This window comes from Cellvibrio sp. 25HG11W-0 (assembly GCF_057815475.1).
In genome coordinates, this window is sequence record NZ_CM174230.1 from 2,218,600 (window position 1) to 2,240,666 (window position 22,067).

At 44.7% G+C, this 22,067-nt stretch carries 22 protein-coding genes; 20 read left to right on the forward strand and 2 right to left on the reverse strand.

The window, feature by feature from the left end; translation table 11 throughout:
- Window positions 1–5 precede the first annotated feature (5 nt).
- The 18 genes from sucD (at window position 6) to rpoS (ending at window position 19,014) form a co-directional block, all read left to right on the forward strand.
- Entirely contained in the window at window positions 6–878 is an 873-nt protein-coding gene (gene sucD, locus AC0KUT_RS09235) for a succinate--CoA ligase subunit alpha (protein WP_488835330.1), read from the forward strand.
- A gap of 290 nt (window positions 879–1,168) precedes the next feature.
- Complete coding sequence (speA, locus tag AC0KUT_RS09240; protein ID WP_488835332.1) at window positions 1,169–3,094, forward strand: biosynthetic arginine decarboxylase; 1,926 nt, start codon at window positions 1,169–1,171, stop codon at window positions 3,092–3,094.
- A gap of 82 nt (window positions 3,095–3,176) precedes the next feature.
- Window positions 3,177–4,376: a saccharopine dehydrogenase family protein gene (locus AC0KUT_RS09245; protein ID WP_488835334.1), complete on the forward strand. Its 1,200-nt coding sequence runs from the start codon at window positions 3,177–3,179 to the stop codon at window positions 4,374–4,376.
- Window positions 4,377–4,455: 79 nt separating this feature from the next.
- Window positions 4,456–5,670 (forward strand): carboxynorspermidine decarboxylase, encoded by a 1,215-nt coding sequence (gene nspC / locus AC0KUT_RS09250; RefSeq protein WP_488835335.1) that lies wholly within the window; start codon window positions 4,456–4,458, stop codon window positions 5,668–5,670.
- A gap of 9 nt (window positions 5,671–5,679) precedes the next feature.
- Window positions 5,680–6,183, forward strand: a complete 504-nt coding sequence (locus AC0KUT_RS09255; protein ID WP_488835337.1) for an RNA methyltransferase — start codon at window positions 5,680–5,682, stop codon at window positions 6,181–6,183.
- Window positions 6,184–6,475: 292 nt separating this feature from the next.
- Entirely contained in the window at window positions 6,476–7,525 is a 1,050-nt protein-coding gene (gene recA / locus AC0KUT_RS09260; protein WP_488835338.1) for a recombinase RecA, read from the forward strand.
- Between the two features lie 236 nt (window positions 7,526–7,761).
- Window positions 7,762–8,310, forward strand: coding sequence for a DUF4136 domain-containing protein (locus AC0KUT_RS09265; protein WP_488835339.1), 549 nt, complete (start codon window positions 7,762–7,764; stop codon window positions 8,308–8,310).
- Between the two features lie 106 nt (window positions 8,311–8,416).
- Window positions 8,417–8,881 carry a regulatory protein RecX gene (locus AC0KUT_RS09270; RefSeq protein ID WP_488835341.1) on the forward strand — a complete coding sequence of 155 codons (465 nt, stop codon included), beginning with the start codon at window positions 8,417–8,419 and terminating at the stop codon, window positions 8,879–8,881.
- A gap of 375 nt (window positions 8,882–9,256) precedes the next feature.
- Complete coding sequence (gene pyrG / locus AC0KUT_RS09275) at window positions 9,257–10,876, forward strand: CTP synthase (protein WP_488835343.1); 1,620 nt, start codon at window positions 9,257–9,259, stop codon at window positions 10,874–10,876.
- 54 nt (window positions 10,877–10,930) lie between these two features.
- Window positions 10,931–11,782, forward strand: a complete 852-nt coding sequence (kdsA, locus tag AC0KUT_RS09280; RefSeq protein WP_488835345.1) for a 3-deoxy-8-phosphooctulonate synthase — start codon at window positions 10,931–10,933, stop codon at window positions 11,780–11,782.
- A gap of 127 nt (window positions 11,783–11,909) precedes the next feature.
- Window positions 11,910–13,199 carry a phosphopyruvate hydratase gene (gene eno / locus AC0KUT_RS09285; protein WP_488835347.1) on the forward strand — a complete coding sequence of 430 codons (1,290 nt, stop codon included), beginning with the start codon at window positions 11,910–11,912 and terminating at the stop codon, window positions 13,197–13,199.
- Window positions 13,200–13,269: 70 nt separating this feature from the next.
- On the forward strand, window positions 13,270–13,545 hold the full coding sequence (locus tag AC0KUT_RS09290; RefSeq protein ID WP_488835349.1) for a septum formation initiator family protein: 276 nt from the start codon (window positions 13,270–13,272) through the stop codon (window positions 13,543–13,545).
- 58 nt (window positions 13,546–13,603) lie between these two features.
- Window positions 13,604–14,356 carry a 2-C-methyl-D-erythritol 4-phosphate cytidylyltransferase gene (ispD, locus tag AC0KUT_RS09295; RefSeq protein ID WP_488835351.1) on the forward strand — a complete coding sequence of 251 codons (753 nt, stop codon included), beginning with the start codon at window positions 13,604–13,606 and terminating at the stop codon, window positions 14,354–14,356.
- Entirely contained in the window at window positions 14,357–14,836 is a 480-nt protein-coding gene (gene ispF, locus AC0KUT_RS09300) for a 2-C-methyl-D-erythritol 2,4-cyclodiphosphate synthase (protein ID WP_488835353.1), read from the forward strand.
- Between the two features lie 184 nt (window positions 14,837–15,020).
- Window positions 15,021–15,998, forward strand: coding sequence for a tRNA pseudouridine(13) synthase TruD (gene truD / locus AC0KUT_RS09305; RefSeq protein WP_488835355.1), 978 nt, complete (start codon window positions 15,021–15,023; stop codon window positions 15,996–15,998).
- A 135-nt stretch (window positions 15,999–16,133) separates the two neighbouring features.
- Complete coding sequence (locus AC0KUT_RS09310; protein ID WP_488835357.1) at window positions 16,134–16,808, forward strand: protein-L-isoaspartate(D-aspartate) O-methyltransferase; 675 nt, start codon at window positions 16,134–16,136, stop codon at window positions 16,806–16,808.
- Window positions 16,809–17,146: 338 nt separating this feature from the next.
- Window positions 17,147–17,860, forward strand: coding sequence for a peptidoglycan DD-metalloendopeptidase family protein (locus tag AC0KUT_RS09315; RefSeq protein WP_488835359.1), 714 nt, complete (start codon window positions 17,147–17,149; stop codon window positions 17,858–17,860).
- Between the two features lie 149 nt (window positions 17,861–18,009).
- Window positions 18,010–19,014: an RNA polymerase sigma factor RpoS gene (gene rpoS / locus AC0KUT_RS09320; protein WP_488835361.1), complete on the forward strand. Its 1,005-nt coding sequence runs from the start codon at window positions 18,010–18,012 to the stop codon at window positions 19,012–19,014.
- Between the two features lie 83 nt (window positions 19,015–19,097).
- Here the strand turns inward: rpoS and AC0KUT_RS09325 are convergent, their stop codons facing one another.
- Both AC0KUT_RS09325 and ygfZ read right to left on the reverse strand, forming a co-directional pair.
- Complete coding sequence (locus tag AC0KUT_RS09325) at window positions 19,098–19,934, reverse strand: HDOD domain-containing protein (RefSeq protein WP_488835363.1); 837 nt, start codon at window positions 19,932–19,934, stop codon at window positions 19,098–19,100.
- A gap of 18 nt (window positions 19,935–19,952) precedes the next feature.
- A complete protein-coding gene (gene ygfZ, locus AC0KUT_RS09330; RefSeq protein WP_488835365.1) occupies window positions 19,953–20,927 on the reverse strand; it encodes a CAF17-like 4Fe-4S cluster assembly/insertion protein YgfZ in 975 nt (324 codons plus the stop codon).
- A 323-nt stretch (window positions 20,928–21,250) separates the two neighbouring features.
- Between ygfZ and AC0KUT_RS09335 the strand changes: the two genes are divergently transcribed.
- Together AC0KUT_RS09335 and AC0KUT_RS09340 are read left to right on the forward strand one after the other, a co-directional pair.
- The gene (locus AC0KUT_RS09335; RefSeq protein WP_488835367.1) at window positions 21,251–21,517 is read left to right on the forward strand and encodes an FAD assembly factor SdhE; all 267 of its coding nucleotides are present in this window, start codon (window positions 21,251–21,253) and stop codon (window positions 21,515–21,517) included.
- Window positions 21,423–22,019, forward strand: coding sequence for a hypothetical protein (locus AC0KUT_RS09340; RefSeq protein ID WP_488835369.1), 597 nt, complete (start codon window positions 21,423–21,425; stop codon window positions 22,017–22,019). The genes AC0KUT_RS09335 and AC0KUT_RS09340 overlap by 95 nt, the downstream gene beginning before the upstream one ends.
- The last annotated feature ends 48 nt before the right edge of the window (window positions 22,020–22,067 follow it).

The following is a 22,067-nucleotide window of genomic DNA, read 5'->3' on the forward strand; positions in this document are numbered from 1 at the left end:
CAGACATGAGCGTTTTAATTAATAAAGACACTAAAGTAATTTGTCAGGGTTTTACCGGTTCGCAGGGTACTTTCCACTCCGAACAAGCAATTGCCTACGGCACAAAAATGGTTGGCGGTGTAACACCGGGCAAGGGTGGTCAAACTCATCTTGGTCTGCCAGTGTTTAACACTGTTGCTGAAGCGGTAGCGGCGACGGGTGCAGATGCATCAGTAATCTATGTTCCAGCTCCTTTTTGTAAAGACTCTATTCTTGAAGCAGCTAACGGCGGCATCAAGTTGATCGTTTGTATTACTGAAGGCATCCCAACTCTCGATATGCTTGACGCAAAAGTGAAGTGTGATGAGTTGGGCGTAGTGTTAATTGGCCCTAACTGCCCAGGCGTTATCACTCCCGGCGAATGTAAAATCGGCATCATGCCTGGTCACATTCACAAGCCAGGAAAAGTGGGTATCGTATCGCGTTCAGGTACTTTGACTTATGAAGCTGTTAAGCAAACGACCGATTACGGGTTCGGCCAATCTACTTGCGTAGGTATTGGTGGTGACCCAATTCCCGGTTCTAACTTCATCGACATTTTGAAGTTGTTCCAAGCTGATCCACAAACTGAAGCAATCGTTATGATTGGTGAAATTGGTGGTTCTGCGGAAGAAGAGGCGGCTGCTTACATTAAAGCTCACGTGACTAAGCCTGTTGTATCTTACATTGCCGGTGTAACTGCACCTGCTGGTAAGCGCATGGGTCACGCTGGTGCAATTATTTCTGGCGGCAAAGGTACTGCTGCTGAAAAATTTGCTGCATTGCAAGACGCAGGTGTAAAAACTGTTGAAAGCTTGGCCGATATCGGTAAAGCATTGAAAGAAATCACTGGCTGGTAAGTTATTACTGCGGGTGAGTTTTCGAAAAAGGCGGCTTTCGAGTCGCCTTTTTTTATTGATATTATTTGACGAAAAATCCATCTGGGTTGTCTGAAGTTAATTTCTGAATTTTATTAGGTATTTATACATAAAAATTTAAAAGATATGGCCGCGATACTTTATTTTTCATTCTAAACGTGGACAATTAGGTTTCATTTTCTGTTTAGGTAGGAATGTCTCTTCCTGCAGTTAAATTCGCTGTAGATTTAGGTTATTCAAACTCATGTGTGCTTCGTGAGGATTGAGAGGATATGGTATTGAATACAACTGAAAAAATTACCCCATGGAATTCACGCCAGTCTGCTGAGCTTTATGGTATTGATGAGTGGAGTAATGGTTATTTTGGTGTTAATGATCAGGGTCAGGTGATCGTAAATGCACCTACTGTTGATGGTGATGTATCCGTTTCGCTTCCATCTATTATCGACGGTTTACAGCAGCGCGGCTTACAAATGCCAGTTCTACTACGCTTAGAAAATCTTGTTGATAGCCGCATTAGTATACTCAATGATTCTTTTGCTCAAGCTATAGCAGCGAGTGGCTATCAAGGTCATTATCGTGGCGCTTTCCCTATTAAAGTAAATCAGCAGAGCCATGTGATAGCTGAAATCGCACGTTTTGGCGAGCGCTATCATCATGGGCTTGAAGCGGGTAGTAAAGCTGAATTGATGATCGCCTTGGCTACATTGCAAGATCGCGAAAGTTTAATTATTTGCAATGGTTATAAAGATGCAGAATTTATTGATTTAGGCTTGCAGGCGCGCAAGCTTGGATTCAAATGTTTTTTTGTGCTAGAAACATTAACAGAAATCCCACTGGTGATCGCGCGTAGTCGCGAGTTGGGTGTTGAGCCACTTATAGGTGTTCGCTTGAAACTTTCTACTAAGGTAGAGGGGCATTGGAGTGAAGATAGCGGTGATCGAAGTCTCTTCGGGTTAAATACGAATGAGTTGGTTACCCTGGTTGATACTTTACGCACTGAAAATCTATTACATTGTTTTCAGTTGTTACATTTCCATCTCGGTTCACAAATACCCAATATTCGCAGTATTCGCGCTGGGGTTTTGGAAGCATGTCGTTACTATATAGAGTTGGTTAGTGAAGGTGCACCCCTCGGTCATATTGATTTAGGTGGTGGCTTGGCAATTGATTATGATGGTACTTGCAGTACTAGTGGCCACAGTCGTAACTATTCAGTACAGGAATATTGCACAGATGTTGTTGAAGCTATACAGGAGTCGCTGGATGCACATAAGATCCCTCATCCCACAATTGTAACTGAATCGGGTCGCGCTACGGTCGCACACACTTCTATTTTATTGTTTAATATTCTTGATGTGACTCACTTTGAGCCTACGGCTCTACCAGCGGAATTACCGCAGGATAGTCATGAGATGATTGAGAATCTATGGCATACGCTTAATGCTATAACACTTAAAGATTTGCAAGAGTCTTATAATGACGTGATCTATTATCGCGATAAAATTCGCGATCATTTTCATGCGGGCGATATTAGCTTGCGTCATCGTGCCTTGGGTGAAAATTTGTATTTGGCTGGGCTGCAAAAAATTGCAGCCCTGCTGCCACAAATGAAACGTATTCCTGCTGAGCTGGAAACCTTAACACAGCAGCTTGCTGATATTTATTACGGCAACTTTAGTGTGTTTCAGTCTTTGCCCGATGCTTGGGCTATTGGCCAAGTATTTCCTGTTATGCCAGTTCATCGCTTAAATGAGCACCCTGGCCGCCAAGCAATTATTGCTGATCTTACTTGTGATTGTGATGGGAAGCTGCAAAAATTTTCTACGCCTGAAGGTGAAACTACAACCTTGCCTTTGCACCCTATCAAAGTGGGCGAGGAGTATTATTTGGGTGTTTTCTTGGTGGGCGCTTATCAAGAGACGCTGGGTGATCTACATAATTTATTCGGTGATACTAATGTGGCAAGTGTGCGTATAAATTCTGATGCGAGTATCGATTTTGTGCATGAAATTCACGGCGATAGTATTGCTGATGTACTAAGTTATGTGGAGTATGATCCAGCTGCTTTATATCAGCAGTTTCGGCAAACGGCGGAGCGGGCAGTGCGTGATAATGTCATTACAATTGCAGATCGCCAGCAGATGTTAACTGCCTACTCTGAAGGTTTACGTGGGTATACTTATTTTGAGAAGTAGCCATTTTTTTGATATCAAGTTATTTAATTTTTAGCTGCTTGCGCTATGCGCTGGCAGTTATGTCGGGTGTGAGAATTGAAATATGGCAAAAGTCTTAATTATTGGCGCGGGTGGTGTGAGTGGTGTGGTGGTGCATAAGTGTGCGCAGCTGCCTGATGTTTTTACAGAAATCGTCTTGGCCAGTCGCACGGAATCTAAGTGTAAAGCTATAGCTGCACAGTTGAGCCGGCCCATTAAAACGGCGCAGGTTGATGCGGATAATGTACTCGAATTGACGGCATTAATTAACGCAGAAAAACCCGATTTGGTGTTGAATGTAGCATTACCCTATCAGGACTTGCACATCATGGATGCCTGCCTGGCGGCAGGTGTGGATTATCTTGATACGGCAAACTATGAGCCGCTCGATACGGCCAAATTTGAATATTCCTGGCAGTGGGCTTATCAAGATAAATTTAAAGCGGCGGGCTTGACGGCACTGTTAGGCTCTGGCTTCGATCCAGGTGTCACGAATGTGTACACTGCCTATTTAAAGAAACACTACTTCGATGAGATTCATGCCTTGGATATTATCGACTGCAATGCTGGTGATCACGGTTTGCCCTTTGCGACTAATTTCAATCCTGAAATTAATATTCGCGAAGTGACGGCCAATGGTCGCTACTGGGAAAATGGTGGATGGGTAGAAACAGCGCCTCTTAGCGTCAAACAATCGTTTGATTTTCCTGCAGAAATTGGCCCCAAAAATATTTACATGATGTATCACGAAGAGCTGGAATCTATCGTTAAACATTTTCCTGAAATAAAGCGTGCTCGCTTTTGGATGACCTTTTCCGATAATTATTTAAAGCATTTGGAAGTGTTGGGTAATGTGGGTATGACCGGCATTGACCCTATTATGTTTGAAGGGAGAAAAATTGTGCCTTTGCAGTTTTTAAAGGCGCTACTACCTGACCCTGCCAGCTTAGGACCTCTTACCAAGGGTAAGACTTGTATTGGCTGTTTGGTCACTGGCATAAAAGATGGCCAACAAAAAACAATGTTTGTCTATAACATCTGCGATCACCAAGAGTGTTATCGCGAAGTGAAATCCCAGGCTATCTCTTACACGACTGGTGTACCTGCCATGATTGGTGCCAAGATGATATTGGAAGGGAAATGGAGAGTGCCCGGTGTTTGGAATATGGAGCAGTTCGACCCAGATCCTTTTATGGCCGATTTGAATCAATACGGTCTACCTTGGCAGGTGGTTGAGGTAGATTCAGCAGTTATGCAAGATTAATTTAACTCTTTAGTCTTACGCAGTGTGCCTGCATTCAAAGTGCGATATATTATTTTTTCTTTATCTATGATATCTGCCTATGCCTCAATTTAATACCTTTACGAAATTCGACACCTCGCGTGTACCCTCACCCTGCTTTGTGATTGATCGCGCAGTCGTTGAAGCTAATTTAAAAATTTTGCATAGGGTGCAGCGCGAGAGCGGGGCGAAAATATTAGGTGCCCTTAAGGCATTCTCTTGCTGGAGTTTGGCGCCGCTGTTTAAGCAGTATCTCAGCGGCACCTGTGCGAGTGGGCTGCATGAGGCGCGCTTGGGGCGCGAAGAGTTTTCTGATGAAGAGAGTAGGGCGCGAGGTCGAGGAGAAGTCCACTGTTATTCGGCTGCCTATAAGGAATCGGATTTAATTGAAATTTTAAAGGTGGCCGATCATGTGGTGTTTAATTCATTTTCGCAGTGGTCACGATTTAAAGCCTTAGCCTTAACGGCTAAACAGCGGCGCCCAGAATTGCAATTCGGTATTCGCATTAATCCGGAACATTCCGAAGGTGATGTTCCGCTCTATGATCCCTGCGCACCTTGTTCGCGCATGGGCGTTCCTTGCGCTGTATTTCAACAAACTTTAAAAAACGATCCCGCGTTATTAGATGGTATAAGTGGTCTGCACTTTCATACGCTTTGCCAGCAGGATTTACCGCCACTATTGCGCACGCTTGAAGCGGTAGAGGAAAAATTCGGCACTTATTTTAAGTGTCTTGAATGGATTAACTTTGGTGGTGGTCACCATATCAGCCGCAATGATTATCAAGTGGATGAACTCATCGGCGTATTGAAAGCCTTTCAGGCGCGCCACAAGCTGCAAGTTTATATGGAGCCGGGTGAGGCTGTTGCGATTCGCAGTGGCGTGTTGATAGCTGAAGTTTTGGATATTACCTGGAATTCTATGGCGCAAGCTATTTTGGATACCTCCGCAACGTGCCATATGCCTGATGTACTGGAGATGCCTTACCGCGCTGATGTTTTAGATGCCGCCATGCCTAATGAATTAGCGCACACTTATCGATTGGGCGGCATGACCTGTTTGGCGGGAGATGTTATCGGCGATTATAGTTTTGCTGAGCCGCTGGCGCTTGGTCAGCGACTTATATTTGATGACATGGCGCATTACACCATGGTAAAAACCACAACCTTCAACGGGATAAATTTACCGGCAATCGCTATTTGGGATTCGCGCAACAATGAGCTGCAACTTGTGCGTCAATTTGGTTATGAAGATTTTAAACAACGATTATCCTGAGTAAATGTTATGAAAACCTCCGCCGTATACATCGGCCTCGTAAATCCTAAAAGTCCTGAGAATGTGGGCATGGTGTTGCGCGCTGCTGGCTGCTACGAAGCAACCAAAGTGTTTTACAGCGGTGAGCGTTATACCCGTGCCCGTAAATTTTTTACGGACACCAAGAATGCGCATGAACGCGTGCCTCTCGTCGCCGTGGATGATTTTTTAGCGGCGCGGCCTGAAGGTACAACTCTGGTCGCCATAGAGCTCATTGAGGGCGCAACGCCGCTAATGGATTTTGTTCATCCAGATAATGCCTATTATATTTTTGGCCCAGAGGATGGTTCTATTAAAAAGGAGTTGCTCAGTCACTGCGCGCACGTCGTTTATATCCCCACTATAGGCTGTATGAATTTGGCGGCTACAGTAAATGTAGTGTTATATGATCGTCTAAGTAAGGAGGATAGAGCGGTGATTGCGGCGCGCCCCATAGCGGCAAATCGTGATACCAATAATAAGACTAGGTTATAGGAGCCCCTTAGGTGATTGGCTTGTAGTTGATTTGCTAGTTGGCGATTTGATTGGGTCGTGTTTTAGGGTGGTGGTCGGATGGTCCAATATCATAAACTACTGTATAAATAGCTACACTGTTTGCACATACAGGTTTATGTGTGTATGCTTCGGTTATCCGCTGCGGCACTTGTATTCACTGGGTATGACGCAAGACGGAAATGAGTATAGAGCTATTGGTATAAATCTTAGGTAAGTCAGTCATATAAGCTGACAGCTGAACAACCCACTTATTAATATATTGAGGTGTCAAATGGATGCGAACAAAGAGAAGGCGCTGTTAGCGGCGTTAAGTCAAATCGAACGTCAATTTGGTAAGGGTACCGTGATGCGCATGGGCGACCGTGAGCAAGTGGCGATTCCTGCCATTTCAACGGGTTCATTAGGGCTTGATGTGGCCTTGGGTATTGGCGGCTTACCGCGCGGGCGGATTGTAGAAATTTACGGCCCAGAATCTTCGGGTAAAACTACATTAACTCTCCAGGTTATTGCTGAAGCGCAACGCTTAGGTGGCACCTGCGCTTTTATTGATGCCGAGCATGCGCTCGATCCTATATATGCCTCCAAGTTAGGCGTAAAAGTTGAGGACTTGATTATCTCTCAGCCTGATACGGGTGAACAGGCTTTAGAAGTGACTGACATGTTGGTTCGTTCTGGGGCTGTAGATGTGCTGGTAATTGACTCTGTTGCAGCTTTGACGCCGCGCGCTGAAATTGAAGGTGAGATGGGTGATCATCATGTGGGGTTGCAGGCCCGCCTTATGTCACAAGCTTTACGTAAAATAACGGGTAATATCAAAAATGCTAATTGCTTGGTGATTTTCATTAACCAAATTCGTATGAAAATTGGTGTTATGTTTGGTAACCCTGAAACTACAACAGGTGGTAATGCACTTAAATTCTATGCCTCGGTACGTTTGGATATTCGTCGCATTGGAGCTGTGAAGGAGGGTGAGGAGGTTGTTGGCTCTGAAACGCGTGTAAAGGTTGTTAAAAATAAGGTTGCTCCTCCCTTCAAACAGGCTGAATTCCAAATCCTTTATGGCGCCGGTATTAACCGCATGGGTGAAGTGGTTGATTATGGCGTGAAGCTAGGAATGGTTGATAAAGCGGGTGCGTGGTATAGCTACCAAGGTAATAAAATAGGACAGGGCAAGAGCAACGTAATGAAGTATCTTGTGGAAAATCCTGTTATTGCCCAAGAACTTGAACAGCGAGTTCGCACTGAATTATTGGCAACTTCAGCCCTATCACTGAGCCCTGGGGATGTAGATGCGCCAGATGAGGTAGAAGAGTCATCGTAATTAGTTTTTTAAAAGCCTCATAATACTGAGGCTTTTTGCTAATGGGGTCTGGTTACTTTGATTTCTTTAGTGTGTTCATTTTGATGGATTGTCTTGCAAGTCTTATAGGCGCTGGCTATGCTGCCTCGCAAATATGGCGTTGGAGTGGCGTGATTTTTGGGCTGCTGCGCGTCTAGTGAAATTTACACTTGGAGTGCGCGACAATGGGGCTGCTAATACAAAAACTGAAATTATACATGTACTTGGTAATGTTATTAGGCTTAGCCAGTTGCACCACAGAACCTTATGTGGAGACAGACTATCAAGCAAATTATAGTTTTGCAGGTTTGACATCATTTAGTGTGTTGGAGGCTAAGCAGGACATTAAAGAAAATATCCTCATATCACCTTTTACTCTCAGTCATATTCATGCTGCATTAGAGGCTGATTTAGGGCAGCGGTATAAAAGAGCAGAGGGAGATAGGGGCGATTTTGAGGTTCGCTATCATGTGGTGGTAGAGGAAAAAATTGATCCGCAGAGCTATGATGCGCTCTATGGATTTGGTTTTTATAGTCCGCTTTATCGTCGTTATCCATCGCCTTTTTTTCATGGCCCGAATACGGGTTTACGTCTTTATAGCCAAGGAAGTTTGATCATAGACATTGTTGACGTCAAAACAGATAAGCCAATTTGGCGCGGTGTGTCAGAGAAACGCTTGAGCCGGGGTATGTCCCCTCAGCAGCAGCGTGTAGTGCTTAGCAGGGCTGTCGCAGAAGTCGTAGCACAGTTCCCCCCAGTGCAGTGATTAAGGGGTCTTAGGGTTTGGTGTCGGAGTATTCACTTTTTGGCCCCAAAACAGTTAGTCATTAAAAAGGCCGCTCTGCGGTCTTTTTCATAATAGCTTAAGTAGTATGTCATCTGAGTCAACTATAACAATTGCCAATGTTCGCTATGCTGCTATGAATATGCTTGCCATGCGCGAACATTCAGTCTTGGAGTTGCGAACTAAGTTGAGGCAAAAGTTCGGGCAGTCTGAATTTATAGAAGAAGCTGTAGCGCGCTTAACGGAGCAAGGTTTGCAAAGCGATATGCGCTTTGCTGAAGCCTTTATTGCCATGCGCCAACGTCAGGGTAAGGGCTCAGCACTCATTAAGATGGAGCTGAGCGAGAGAGGTGTGGCTGGAGATGTAATAGTTAGCTTAATTGATGAGTCTGATTATTATTGGGTGGAACTAGCGTGCAGGGTGCGTATTAAGCGTTTTGGTGGCGAGTTTCCTCTGGATATCAAAAGTAAGGCGAAGCAGATGCGTTTTTTGCAGGGGAGGGGTTTTGCTTTGCCTCATATCCAAACTTTATTTAGTTCAGCTGCTCTATGATTTGGTTGATGTTCATAGAGTATTAATGCCATTTTAAATAGTTCATATGTTTTTTAGGCTCTAAAGAGGGGGGTGGGTGGGTCAAGAAGCCAAAGTTGGTAGGCATAGAGTTGTTGTAAATTGAGTATTTGTCTGTCTATTTGCTTAGTAGGTTCATTGGTTGGAAGCTTCAATCAGTATTCTCAAGGGGATAGATTATGTAGTTTGCCTCGTTTTAGGCGTCGCCTGAGGCAGCTTTTCGTTGAGCCGTCAGGGGCTTTCTGTTACTCTGGCGCCCCGTCCTGAACGATAAATCCCACGCCTCGCAATGAGCGCCTGTTACTGGCATTTATCTCATTATTCCGCTCCGCTTATTCACAGTTAATCAGGTTTTACATGACGCGCTATATTTTCGTTACCGGTGGTGTTGTTTCCTCTTTAGGCAAAGGCATCGCTTCGGCTTCTTTGGCCGCTATCCTCGAAGCTCGTGGCTTGAAAGTCACTATCATGAAGCTCGATCCCTATATTAATGTCGATCCCGGCACTATGAGTCCTTTTCAGCACGGTGAAGTTTTTGTGACTGAGGATGGCGCTGAGACAGATTTAGACCTTGGGCATTATGAGCGGTTTATTCGCACTAAAATGACCCGCCGTAATAATTTTACGACAGGTCGTGTTTATGAAACCGTGTTGCGTAAAGAGCGCCGCGGGGACTACTTGGGTGGCACAGTACAAGTTATTCCTCATATTACAGACGAAATTAAACGTCGAATTTTAGAAGGTGGTCGCGATGTGGATGTGGCCTTGGTTGAGATTGGCGGCACTGTGGGTGATATTGAGTCCCAGCCATTTTTAGAAGCTGTGCGTCAATTGAAGGTAGAGCTAGGTTCGCGTGCACTTTTGATGCATTTGACCTTGGTTCCTTATATTGCAACTGCAGGTGAAACCAAAACTAAGCCTACACAGCACTCTGTGAAAGAGTTGCGCTCTATAGGTCTGCAGCCTGATATTTTGTTGTGCCGTTCTGAGCGTATAGTCGATGAGGACTCACGCCGTAAAATATCTTTGTTTACTAACGTAGCAGAGCGCGCCGTTGTACCTCTGCCTGATGCTGAAACCATTTACTCTATTCCCCGCTTTTTGCAAAGCTACAAGCTTGATCAAATCGTGGTTGAGTTGCTGGGTCTTGAGTGCCCTGAGGCAGATTTGAGTGAGTGGGACAGGGTTGTTGAGAGTAAGCTAAATCCTGAACACGAAATCACCATTTCCATGGTTGGCAAATACATGGAGTTGTTGGATGCTTATAAGTCTTTAATTGAAGCATTGAGTCATGCCGGCATTCACACCAAGACCAAGGTTAAAATTAATTACATTGATGCAGAGCGCGTTGAGCAAGAAGGTGTAGCCATTCTTCTTGATGCTGATGCGATTTTAGTGCCTGGCGGGTTTGGTGAGCGCGGCGTGGAAGGCAAGTTGATGGCGGTGCAGTATGCCCGTGAAAACAAGGTGCCTTACTTGGGCATCTGTTTGGGTATGCAATCTGTTGTTATTGAGTTCGCGCGTAATGTGTTGGGCTTAAAAGGTGCTAACTCAACTGAGTTTGATAAGCATACTTCCTACCCCGTTATTGGTTTAATTACTGAATGGATCTCCTCAGATGGTGCAGTGGAAAAGCGTGATGAGTCCTCAGATTTAGGTGGAACTATGCGCTTAGGCGCGCAGGAATGTCGGCTAGTCGCTGGAAGTAATGCACGCACTATCTACGGCGATGATGTAATTGTTGAGCGTCACCGCCATCGTTATGAAGTAAACAATAATTATGTGGATCAATTACAGAAAGCGGGTTTGCGCATCGGGGGCTGGTCGGCCGATGATACCTTAGTAGAAATGGTTGAAATTCCTGACCATCCTTGGTTTGTGGCCTGCCAGTTTCACCCGGAATTTACGTCGACACCGCGCGATGGTCATCCGCTGTTTACTAGCTTTGTGGCCGCAGCTCTCGCCCATAAAAAATAATCGAGAGGGAGAGGGTGAAGTCACCTCTCTCTCGATTTTCTTAAAGGAATCATTGTGTCTCAGGAAATTGTAAAAGTCGGTTCTCTGCAAGTGGGCAACGCCCTACCGTTTGTACTCTTTGGTGGTATGAATGTTCTTGAATCGCGCGACATGGCGATGCAAGTTGCAGAGGCTTATGTGGAAGTGACGCAAAAGCTTGGCGTTCCCTATGTATTTAAAGCCTCTTTTGATAAGGCTAATCGCTCGTCTATTCACTCATATCGTGGTCCAGGCATGGATGAAGGTTTGAAAATTTTTCAAGAAATCAAACAAACTTTTAATGTGCCTATTATTACTGATGTGCATGAAATCGCTCAGTGTCAGCCTGTCGCAGAAATTTGCGATGTAATTCAATTGCCTGCCTTTTTGGCTCGTCAAACGGATTTGGTGGTGGCAATGGCGAAAACAGGTGCGGTAATAAATATTAAAAAACCGCAATTTTTAAGCCCCGGCCAAATGAAGAATATCGTCGAAAAATTTGGTGAGTGCGGCAATGAAAAAATTATACTCTGTGATCGCGGTACTAACTTCGGATACGACAATTTAGTGGTGGATATGCTTGGCTTTCGCACTATGCGTGAAGTGAGCGGTAATGCCCCAGTAATTTTCGATGTGACTCATTCGCTACAGTGTCGCGATCCGTTAGGTTCTGCATCGAGTGGCCGTCGTCATCAAGTGGCAGAATTGGCGCGCGCGGGTATAGCGGTAGGATTGGCAGGTTTGTTTTTAGAGGCGCATCCCGATCCGCAAAATGCTAAGTGCGATGGTCCTAGTGCGTTACCGCTTGATATGCTGGAACCCTTTTTACTGCAAATGAAAGCTGTTGATGATGTGGTTAAAAATTTTCCGCTGTTAGATATTAAATAGAGTTGCTGACATTCAGCCTGTAATAGTATTCGAAGAAGTTGTTAGGGTGCCTAGCTGCGCACTAACAAAACCATAATTGAAAAATTCGTGTAATCAAACATTTGTTTTAAATATCTGGAGTAAACACATGACTAAGATTGTTGATGTTAAAGCCTTTGAAGTATTGGATAGTCGCGGCAACCCTACTGTAATGGCAGAAGTGATTTTGGATTCTGGTGCCGTGGGCTCTGCTTGTGCTCCATCGGGCGCTTCAACGGGTTCGCGTGAAGCTTTGGAGTTGCGCGATGGCGATAAGTCACGTTACTTGGGTAAGGGGGTGTTGAAGGCAGTAAACAACATCAACACTACAATTAAAAGCTTAGTGGTGGGTATGGATTCATTGAATCAGCGCGCACTAGATGACGCCATGATCAAGGCTGACGGCACTGAAAATAAAGCGGTGTTGGGTGCTAACGCTATCCTCGCGGTGTCTTTGGCAAATGCTAAAGCTGCTGCGATAGCGAAAAAAGTTCCACTTTATGCGCATATTGCTGATTTGAATGGTACTCCTGGTAAATACTCTATGCCTGTGCCTATGATGAATATTATCAATGGCGGTGAGCACGCAGACAATAATGTTGATATTCAAGAGTTTATGGTACAGCCAGTAGGCGCTAAAACTTTTTCTGAAGCATTGCGTATGGGAGCTGAAATATTCCATACCTTGAAAAAAATTCTTCACGATCAAGGCCTGAATACTGCGGTGGGTGATGAGGGTGGCTTTGCGCCAAACTTGCCATCTAATGAAGATGCTTTGAAAGTTATTTCTACAGCGGTAGAAAAAGCAGGCTATAAGTTAGGTGACAATGTCACTCTCGCGCTGGATTGTGCTGCAACTGAATTTTACAAAGACGGTAAATATGATTTGGCTGGCGAAGGGCGTGTATTCACTACCAATGAGTTCTCAGATTATTTAGCAGATCTTGCAGCTAAATACCCAATCATTTCTATTGAAGACGGTAAAGATGAAAGTGATTGGGCTGGTTGGGCTGATTTGACCACCAAGATTGGTCACAAGGTTCAATTGGTTGGCGATGACTTGTTTGTAACCAATACCAAAATTTTGAAAGAGGGTATTGATAAGAAAATTGCCAACTCAATTTTAATTAAGTTTAACCAAATTGGTTCCCTATCAGAAACACTTGATGCGATCAAAATGGCACAAGATGCAGGCTACACCGCTGTAATTTCTCATCGTTCGGGTGAAACTGAAGATACGACTATTGCAGATTTGGCGGTGGCTACTTCAGCGGGCCAAATTAAAACAGGTTCTTTGTGTCGTTCGGACCGTGTATCTAAATATAACCGGTTACTGCGTATTGAAGCAGAGTTGGGTGCGGCAGCACCTTACAAAGGTCGTGCTGAGTTCAAATCTTAAGTGGTGTCTATGACAACAAGAGCCCTGTGGGCTCTTGTTGTTTGTTTAGTCCTTGCGATGACAAAAAATCATGAAATGGTTGATAGGAACTCTCTTAATTCTTTTGGTGGTTTTGCAATACCGCCTTTGGATTGGTGAAGGCAGCTTAGCGCATGCGCATCGGCTGGAAGGGAATATTAATGTGCAACAAGCTGATAATGACCGCATGCGTGAGCGTAATCGTATTCTCGATGTGGAAGTGGAAGAGCTAAAAACTGGCTTGGATACTATAGAAGAGCGTGCACGCAATGACATAGGCTTGATCAAAAAAGATGAAACCTTTTTCATGATATTAAATGAAGAATAATAAGAACCTTCGAATTATTGCTCGGTTCCTGTGTTATTGGATCAGCTGAGTTTAGGTTATGGATTCCCCCCCTGTATTTTTCAATCCCTCTTCTCCTGATGCTGGCTTGCCTGTTTTTTGGTTGGTTGTTCCTGCCGCTGGTATAGGTAAGCGCATGGGGGCCGACATCCCTAAGCAGTATTTACACCTGGCGGGTAAAACTGTGCTTGAACATAGTGTTGAGCGCCTTTTGCAGTTGCCAAGCTTTAAGGCTTTATATTTAGTGCTCGACAAGGCGGATGAGTATTGGTCAAGCCTACCTTTAGCGAATCATCCAGCTGTTAGGCGAGTGGATGGCGGTATTGAGCGAGCAGACTCAGTACTTAATGGATTAAAAGCCTTGCCAGCAGCAAAGAATGACTGGGTGTTAGTGCATGATGCCGCGCGTCCCTGCGTGACTTTAGAATCAATCAAAATGTTGATGAACAGCTTATATGATCATCCGGTGGGTGGGATTTTGGCTGTGCCTGTCAGTGATACCTTGAAGTCAGTCGAATTCGGAAAAATAGAGGCAACACCAGATCGCAGCAAGTTGTGGCAGGCGCAAACGCCGCAAATGTTCCGCTATGGTTTATTGCGCAATACTTTAGAGCAGGCATTGATAAATAAAATGGCTGTAACCGATGAGTCTTCTGCAGTAGAGATGTTTGGTCACCAACCTATGGTGGTTGCGGGAAGAAGCGATAATATTAAAATTACTCGCCCAGAAGATTTGCCTATGGCGACTTTTATATTGCAACAGCAGGCTCATTCTGTTGAGGAGAAAAAATAAATGACGATACGTATAGGTCAAGGTTATGACGTTCATGCCTTTGGGGTGGGCGATAAAATTGTGATAGGTGGCGTGGTAATTCCTCATCATCATGGATTGGTGGCGCATTCAGATGGCGATGTTCTGTTGCATGCGCTATGTGATGCTATTCTTGGGGCTGCAGGATTGGGTGATATCGGCAAGCATTTTCCCGATACTGACATGCAGTATCGCAATATTGATAGTCGAGCCCTCTTGCGCATGGTCAAGGCTAAAGTCACAACATTGGGCTGGAAGTTAGGTAATGCCGATATGACAATTGTGGCTCAAGCACCGCGTATGGCCAACTATATCCCGCACATGGTGGCCGCTATTGCTGCTGATTTGCAGTGTGATATTTCCCTTATTAATATTAAAGCTACTACTACAGAGCGCTTGGGTTTTGCTGGGCGGGAAGAGGGTATAGCTTGTTATGCTGTGGTGCTGCTCGAGTCTGTTTAAGCTGTGTATATATAACTCAGTTTGTAATAGTGGCGCTGATCTCCTTCCGTCTAAATACCGCGATAACACAAACTCACAGGCTTAGAGTTTTCTTTTTGTGGTTCTGTTATTTTTTCTAACTTTTTATTTCATTGATGTGCCAATACGATAGTGTTGGTACATATTATTTTATTAGGATTTTATTTTGCTCGAGTTTTCTTTAGATTTTCCGCGTGCATATGGCGACCTAACCGCCAGTGGTTTCTTTCGCTCTACACCAGAGGACTTTCAAGTTGATGAGGACTTGGGATTTGAGCCTTCTGGTAGTGGAGAGCATATTTTTTTGCATGTGCGTAAGCGTGGCGAAAATACAGCATGGGTCGCTGGAAAAATTGCGGACTTGGCGCAGGTTAAAATTAATGATGTAGGTTATAGCGGGCGTAAAGATCGTCATGCCGTTACAACGCAATGGTTTAGTGTGTATCTTCCTAAGTTGCCAGAAGGTGGGGGGCTTGATTGGGCTCAGTTGAACTCAGATACAATTGCAGTGCTGCAGGTATCACGCCATCAACAAAAGCTGCGTCGCGGTCAGCATAGGGCTAATCATTTTGTAATTCGTCTGCGTGAATTGCAAACTAATGCGCGCGCAGCGCTCGATGAAAAAATCGAGCAGGTGTTTGCAGTGGGCGTCCCAAATTATTTTGGTGAGCAACGTTTTGGTCGGCAGGGCAATAATTTACATGAGGCCCAGATGCTTTTGGTTGAGGGGCGCCGTTATAAAGATAAGCAGAAGCGTGGGTTAATTCTTTCGGCCGCACGCTCTTATTTATTTAATCAAGTATTGGCTGCGCGAATTAAGCAAAGTAATTGGCAGTTGATGTTGGCAGGGGAGCCTTTGGGGAATCCTAGTGGCCCACTGTGGGGGCGAGGGCGTAGTGTGGCTTCATCTGATGTGCTCTGTATTGAGCAGGAGGCTTTGGTTCCTTTTGCTGATTGGGCAAATGGATTGGAACATGCTGGCTTGCTGCAAGAGCGCCGCCCTTTATGTTTGATGCCTGAAGACGCCAAGTTTCTTTGGTTGGACGGTGATTTACAGCTTAGCTTTTCTTTGGGCGCTGGGGAGTTCGCGACAGCGGTATTGGCAGAGCTGGTTGAATTAAAGGTGCCAGAAAGTTCACTTTGATTAACCTTGGATTCTAGTGGCTGCTGTTTTAGGTGCTGCGCGAGGACGTAGATGCTGTGTTATAGTCGCTAGTTTTTTGGCTGGACCTAAATCAGCGTCTGTTGCCCTAATCAGTACGTGCGGAGAAAGCTGAATATGACTGATTTGTTGTTGCAGGGTGTGGGAATGACTTCACTGCGCACCCGTGAGCGTCTAATCCAGCGATTGCGTGAACAAGGCGTGACGAATATGAAGGTGTTGGACGTGATGCTTAACACTCCACGTCATATTTTTTTGGATGAAGCTTTGGCGCATCGCGCCTACGAAGACACTGCTTTACCCATCGGTCACGGCCAAACGTTATCGCAGCCCTATATTGTTGCGCGCATGACTGAAATATTACTGGGTGCAGTTGGCGATAAAATCCAAAAAGTATTAGAAGTTGGTACTGGTTCGGGCTATCAAACGACAATTCTGGCCCAATTAGTACCACAGGTTTATAGCGTTGAGCGAATTAAGCCTTTGCAAGACCGTGCGCGTGAGCGTCTACGTCAATTGGGGTTGCGCAATGTGCATTTTCGCCATGCTGATGGTGGTTTTGGTTGGCCTGAAATGGGGCCTTATGATGCAATATTAAGTACAGCCGCGCCCCAAGCTGTACCTGATGAACTTTTAAAACAGTTAGCGCCTGGTGGAGTGCTCGTTATTCCTATTGGTGGCAGAGAGCAGCAATTACATTTAATTGTGCGAGAGCAGGAAGAAGCTAAATTCATTACGCAAATTCTTGAGCCAGTTAAATTTGTGCCATTTTTGTCTGGTACTGCCCGATGAGCGATCGTTTTACATGTTTTTTGGCTAAAAATGTTGCTGCATAATGGAGCCAAGATTATTACTTTTGTGTGAATAGTTACCGTTCGATACAGTGTTTTGGTTGAAATTTGATACTTCATATAAATGGATTAGATGGTTTTGCCATTAATTTTTAATATTTGCTCCAAAATGGAATAAGCACAGGCTTTCAAACTCAAATCTCTTAGAGTAAATACATGCGGGAAGTGTCGCCTCTATCGCGGTTAAATGCATTTAAACTGTTGCTTATTTTGAGCACGTTTTTTTTGCTGCTATCTTGCGCGAGTCACAGGCCTGCCCCCATTAAGGATAGCAATGGATTGAGTCTTAAACGGCCAGCAAGCTACGTTGTTGTGCCGGGAGATACGCTTTTTGGAATCTCGTGGCGGTATGGATTAAAGTATGACGTTTTAGCTCGATATAACGGTATATCTGCACCTTACATTATACGTCCAGGCCAAATTATTCGGCTTGATTTGCGCGGAGTTGATGATAACGGCAATAGCGATAGATCTTCACATGATGCACCTAAAATATCCCCACCTTCCTCTAGGATTACAGGCACCCAAAAAATCAATAATCAAGAAAAAAACGCTCATGGGCGTAAAGTAAATCAAACGCCTACATTTAATGCCAATACATCTGATTCTCGTTATTTTGGTGCGCCTCAATGGCAGTGGCCCGCAAAAGGTGCACTTTTATCGCAGTTTCAAGGGAGCGGAGGGCTAAGCAAGGGTATTGATATTGCCGGAAAATTGGGAGAGCCTGTGGTGGCGGCAGCAGCTGGACAAGTTGTTTATGCTGGTAGTGGTTTGCGTGGTTATGGGAAGTTATTGATTATAAAGCACAATGAAATGTTCCTCAGTGCTTATGCTCATAATAATAATTTGCGGGTTAAAGAAGGTGATTTAGTTAAAGTCGGGCAACTCATTGCCGATATAGGTTCTACGGGCGCTGATAGAGTTAAGCTGCATTTTGAAATACGTCGCGATGGAATGCCGGTGGATCCTTTGAAATTTCTGCCTCGTCGTTGAGGCGTCAGATAAAAGAAGTAGACGTGTTTGATGCCTTAGAGTGGAAAATAGAATTTATGTGTCATAAAAAAGATTCCAGATTGGTACGGCTTGGAAAAATTACAACTAATAAGCCAGCTGGTGAATAAGAATTGAATTAAGGAGCTAACATGACTTTACAGAATAGTGATTCAACCACATTTGAGCGCGATGAAGCCTTTTTGGCTAATGAGCAAGATCAAGATAATGATTCTGATTTGGTGCTTGCGGAAGACGAGCCAGCACCGAAGGCGGCAGTTACTCGCGGACGAGAGCGATTTGTTGACGACAAATTTAATAAGGCTCTGGATGCAACTCAGATTTATCTCAATGAAATTGGTTTTTCACCCTTATTAAGTGCGGAGGAAGAGGTTTATTTCGCCCGTAAAGCTTTAAAAGGTGAAGAGGCCGCTCGCAAGCGAATGATTGAGAGTAATTTGCGTTTGGTGGTAAAAATATCGCGCCGTTATGTTAATCGTGGCTTGGCACTCTTGGATTTGATCGAAGAGGGGAATCTGGGTTTAATTCGCGCAGTTGAAAAGTTTGACCCAGAGCGTGGGTTTCGTTTTTCGACTTACGCGACTTGGTGGATTCGCCAAACCATAGAGCGTGCGATAATGAATCAGACGCGCACTATTCGCTTACCGATACATGTAGTGAAAGAATTAAATATTTACTTGCGCGCTGCACGTGAGCTTTCTCAAAAGCTAGATCATGAGCCCTCACCTGAAGAAATCGCGCGCTTACTGGATAAGCCCGTTGCAGATGTCGAGAAAATGCTCAGGCTCAATGAGCGAGTCACTTCTATTGATGCGCCAATTGGGTCATCCTCGGATCGCTCTATAGTAGATACTATTGCAGATACTCATGTGTCAGATCCTGCTTCTTTGTTGCAGGATAGTGATCTGACCTCAAGTCTTGATCATTGGCTGGAAGAGCTAACCGAGAAGCAGCGTGAGGTGTTGGCGCGCCGTTTTGGTCTTCGTGGTTATGAGGTGAGTACGCTTGAAGAAGTGGGCCATGAGATTGGATTGACGCGTGAAAGAGTGCGCCAAATACAAGTAGAAGCATTAAAGCGCTTGCGCGATATTATGGAAAAACAAGGGCTGAATAGTGAGGCTTTGTTTGGCGCATGATGTGAGTTACTCCGATTTACTTGTGACCCATTAAAAAAGCAGCTGAGGCTGCTTTTTTAATGGGTGGAGAAAAAGAGGATACGCTATCCAAGCATGGCCATTGCTGCTTCCATATCTGCAGATAGGTCTTCAGACTCACTCACTTGCATGTCGTGATCCAGCCCGAGTCGATCAAAAGCAGTTACCTTACTAAAATCAATTTTAGTTAATGGAGAGTCTGAGCCAAGATAGCTTTGTAGAACGGCTACAGTGACTATATCGCCGTAATCAGCTTTTGGAATTTGTCGCCCAAAATCTAGATACTGGGTCGGTATATGGGATAGCTCTGCAGGGAAACCCCACGCTTTTAATATCAGGTCTCCAATGGGGGCGTGAATTTGATCTATAACAGTATCCAATGTCAGGCTGTCTTTAAGTAGGGCAGGGTGATCCTCTGCATAGGTTAGGATGGGTAGTACGCCAATTTTATGTACGAGGCCAGCTAATGTGGCCTGATCGGGGCGTAGCTTAGTGTAGTGCTTACAAAGCACATGGCTAATGCCGGCAACTTCACTGGATCGACTCCATACTTCGCGCATGCGCATATCGACTAGGTCGGAGGTTGCTTGAAACATCTGCTCCATTGCGAGGCCGGTCGCAATATTACACGTGTATTGAATGCCAAGGCGCATAAGTGCAGTACGCAGATCTTCGATAGCGCGACTTGCACGCAATAATGGACTATTGGCCACGCGAATAATACGCGCACTCAGCGCCGCATCATTACCTATTACATCGCTCAAGGTCTGAATGTCTGCATCTGGGCTGTCAGCCGCCTCTCTTACTTTGAGAGCCACTTCTGGAAGTGTCGGCAGAACCAATTGATCATTCTTGATGGCAGTAATAATGTCTTGGCGTACTTTTTCAACAATGTCAGTCATTGATAATCCTAATGCTGTTTAATCGGAGATCTCTTCTGCACTAGGTATAGCATAGGGTAGGCCTAGTGGTTTCAGTTTTTCTCCTGGAGTTGAAAAATATGCATCATTTTGATGTTCTGCTTGCATGGATGCGAGTAATTCAAATTTATTGGGTGCAGAAAGAGCGGCTTGCGTAATGTGCCCACATGTTTGCCCGCTGGAGGTAAGAATTGGAGTGCCGAGTAGTGGAAGTTCATCACCTTGTGCCTCAAAGCGAAATAAATGGCGTTTTAGTTTCCCTCGATAATGAAGGCGCGCCACTATCTCCTGGCCCGTGTAGCAGCCTTTGCGAAAATTTACGGCATTTATCAATTGATAATTTAATTCTTGAGGTGTAAATAATTCGCGAGTTAAGGGGTGTATGTCGCTAATGCCTGCTTCAATATCTAATAGTGCCCACTTATTTGGGTCTTCTACTTTTAATGATTGCTGTGAACTAAGGCGGCTGTTGAAGTAACTGGTGGCTGTAGAGTGTATCCAGCACTCAAAGCGATTATTCGTTAGTTTGATTAGGTAGCAACCATTTTCTTCTGTCCACTCATTAATCTGCGCTGGAATGGATTTAAAAAAAGTTTGCGCCACATTGGCGGCATCCGCGCCTGATATGCCAAATAGATGAAAATCTGATCCAATTTCCAATTTGGCTTTTGAAAAAACAATATATTTCCCAAGTGAAGCGAGTGCCGAGTCCATCATGCTCTGTGGAATGCGCAGCGCTATTAGCTCGGGGCTAATTTGCAGTGCTCTAAAGCTTAAAATGACCCTTCCCTTGGGTGTGCATTGTGCACCTAAGCGACTGGTGTGATTGTTTAGTTCGTTGATGTCACAGGTTACTTGTCCTTGTAAGAACTTTACTGCATCAGGGCCTGCGACGAGCAAAAGCTGGTAATTGGGCAATTTGACGATTTGTGTGGTGATTTGGGGGGCTGTCTGAGGTATAGATTGCTGCGGCATGACAATATCCAGAGGTGTAGAGTTTAAGTTTGCATGATTAATGTTAACGACTTTTATTCCACGCTAACGCAGGCGGCTACTATAAGCGTATTTATTACACCATAACTAGGGTATTTCCTTGATCAAGTTTTATCGACTGATTGTTTGACGTCGTTATCTGCCGTTATAGGTTAAACAGCTAGCGTTAATTTTTTCAGGTGATCCTGCAGGGACGAGGATTTGATGCGGGCTTGTATTCTGGTGTGGCGTTTCAGTGCAGAAGATTCCCCTTGGCTCAGTTATAATAAGCTTCGATTAATATGTGTGTATAGGCGGTAAGTTTTGTGGATATAAAAAGGTTATGGTGGGGCAGTCGCCGCGGAATGCTTGAGTTAGATTTAATTTTAATGCCGTTTCTGGAGAATGTTTATCCGGGTTTGGCGCAGGCAGCGAAAGAAGATTATTGGGCTTTACTGGAAGAGCAGGATCAGGACATATATGCGTGGTGTATGCGTCGTGATGAGCCAGAAAAGCCTGAAATACAACGGATTGTGGAGATTATTCGTGCTAATACCGGCATTCAGGCTCAAACGGAGCAAAAGTCCAACTAAAGGTGTGGTTGAGCCTACGCTTGGTGCTTTAGATCTATTTGAGCCGCCATCCGTGTTGGCTAAAAAACCTCTGCCAGATTTAGCTGTTATATATTTGGTTCCATCTTCCTTGTGGATGGGAATTCGGTGGGTAGTGGTGCTGTTGATGATGGGGTTGGGGGGATGGGCGCTCTTACCTTTTGTGGCGGCTAGTGCATGGTGGTCTTTAGTTTTGATTGCTTGGTGCTTAGCTTTATTTTTTGGGCATCGCTTTTTAGGCGTGCGAGATACCTCATCTTATGTATTTTTCCAGAAGCAAACTTGGTGGCTAGGTCATAGTAGTGTTGAGCGAGCAATGATCCTGAACGAGGCCCTGATGTGGTCGTGGGTGGTGATTTTGACCATGAAAGATGCGTCTACTCAAAAAACTGAGCTGTTGGTCATTTTCTGCGACGCTATAGCAACGGAAGATTTTGCGCGTTTGCGAACCTGGTTGCGCCTCTGCTTAAAAGCTAAGTCCTGAGATGCTATTCAGGGCTTAAGGCCTATTTACCATACATTGTGTTAATAA

Excerpts from the sequence above, each read along its gene's own strand:
- nspC (WP_488835335.1), top strand. The coding sequence starts at position 4,456 with ATGCCTCAATTTAATACCTTTACGAAATTCGACACCTCGCGTGTACCC.
- sucD (WP_488835330.1), top strand. The coding sequence starts at position 6 with ATGAGCGTTTTAATTAATAAAGACACTAAAGTAATTTGTCAGGGTTTT.
- rpoS (WP_488835361.1), top strand. The coding sequence starts at position 18,010 with ATGACTTTACAGAATAGTGATTCAACCACATTTGAGCGCGATGAAGCC.
- eno (WP_488835347.1), top strand. The coding sequence starts at position 11,910 with ATGACTAAGATTGTTGATGTTAAAGCCTTTGAAGTATTGGATAGTCGC.
- AC0KUT_RS09245 (WP_488835334.1), top strand. The coding sequence starts at position 3,177 with ATGGCAAAAGTCTTAATTATTGGCGCGGGTGGTGTGAGTGGTGTGGTG.
- AC0KUT_RS09265 (WP_488835339.1), top strand. The coding sequence starts at position 7,762 with ATGTACTTGGTAATGTTATTAGGCTTAGCCAGTTGCACCACAGAACCT.
- AC0KUT_RS09290 (WP_488835349.1), top strand. The coding sequence starts at position 13,270 with ATGAAATGGTTGATAGGAACTCTCTTAATTCTTTTGGTGGTTTTGCAA.
- ygfZ (WP_488835365.1), bottom strand. The coding sequence starts at position 20,927 with ATGCCGCAGCAATCTATACCTCAGACAGCCCCCCAAATCACCACACAA.
- AC0KUT_RS09325 (WP_488835363.1), bottom strand. The coding sequence starts at position 19,934 with ATGACTGACATTGTTGAAAAAGTACGCCAAGACATTATTACTGCCATC.
- speA (WP_488835332.1), top strand. The coding sequence starts at position 1,169 with ATGGTATTGAATACAACTGAAAAAATTACCCCATGGAATTCACGCCAG.
- ispD (WP_488835351.1), top strand. The coding sequence starts at position 13,604 with ATGGATTCCCCCCCTGTATTTTTCAATCCCTCTTCTCCTGATGCTGGC.
- recA (WP_488835338.1), top strand. The coding sequence starts at position 6,476 with ATGGATGCGAACAAAGAGAAGGCGCTGTTAGCGGCGTTAAGTCAAATC.
- AC0KUT_RS09255 (WP_488835337.1), top strand. The coding sequence starts at position 5,680 with ATGAAAACCTCCGCCGTATACATCGGCCTCGTAAATCCTAAAAGTCCT.
- AC0KUT_RS09270 (WP_488835341.1), top strand. The coding sequence starts at position 8,417 with ATGTCATCTGAGTCAACTATAACAATTGCCAATGTTCGCTATGCTGCT.
- AC0KUT_RS09310 (WP_488835357.1), top strand. The coding sequence starts at position 16,134 with ATGACTGATTTGTTGTTGCAGGGTGTGGGAATGACTTCACTGCGCACC.
- pyrG (WP_488835343.1), top strand. The coding sequence starts at position 9,257 with ATGACGCGCTATATTTTCGTTACCGGTGGTGTTGTTTCCTCTTTAGGC.
- ispF (WP_488835353.1), top strand. The coding sequence starts at position 14,357 with ATGACGATACGTATAGGTCAAGGTTATGACGTTCATGCCTTTGGGGTG.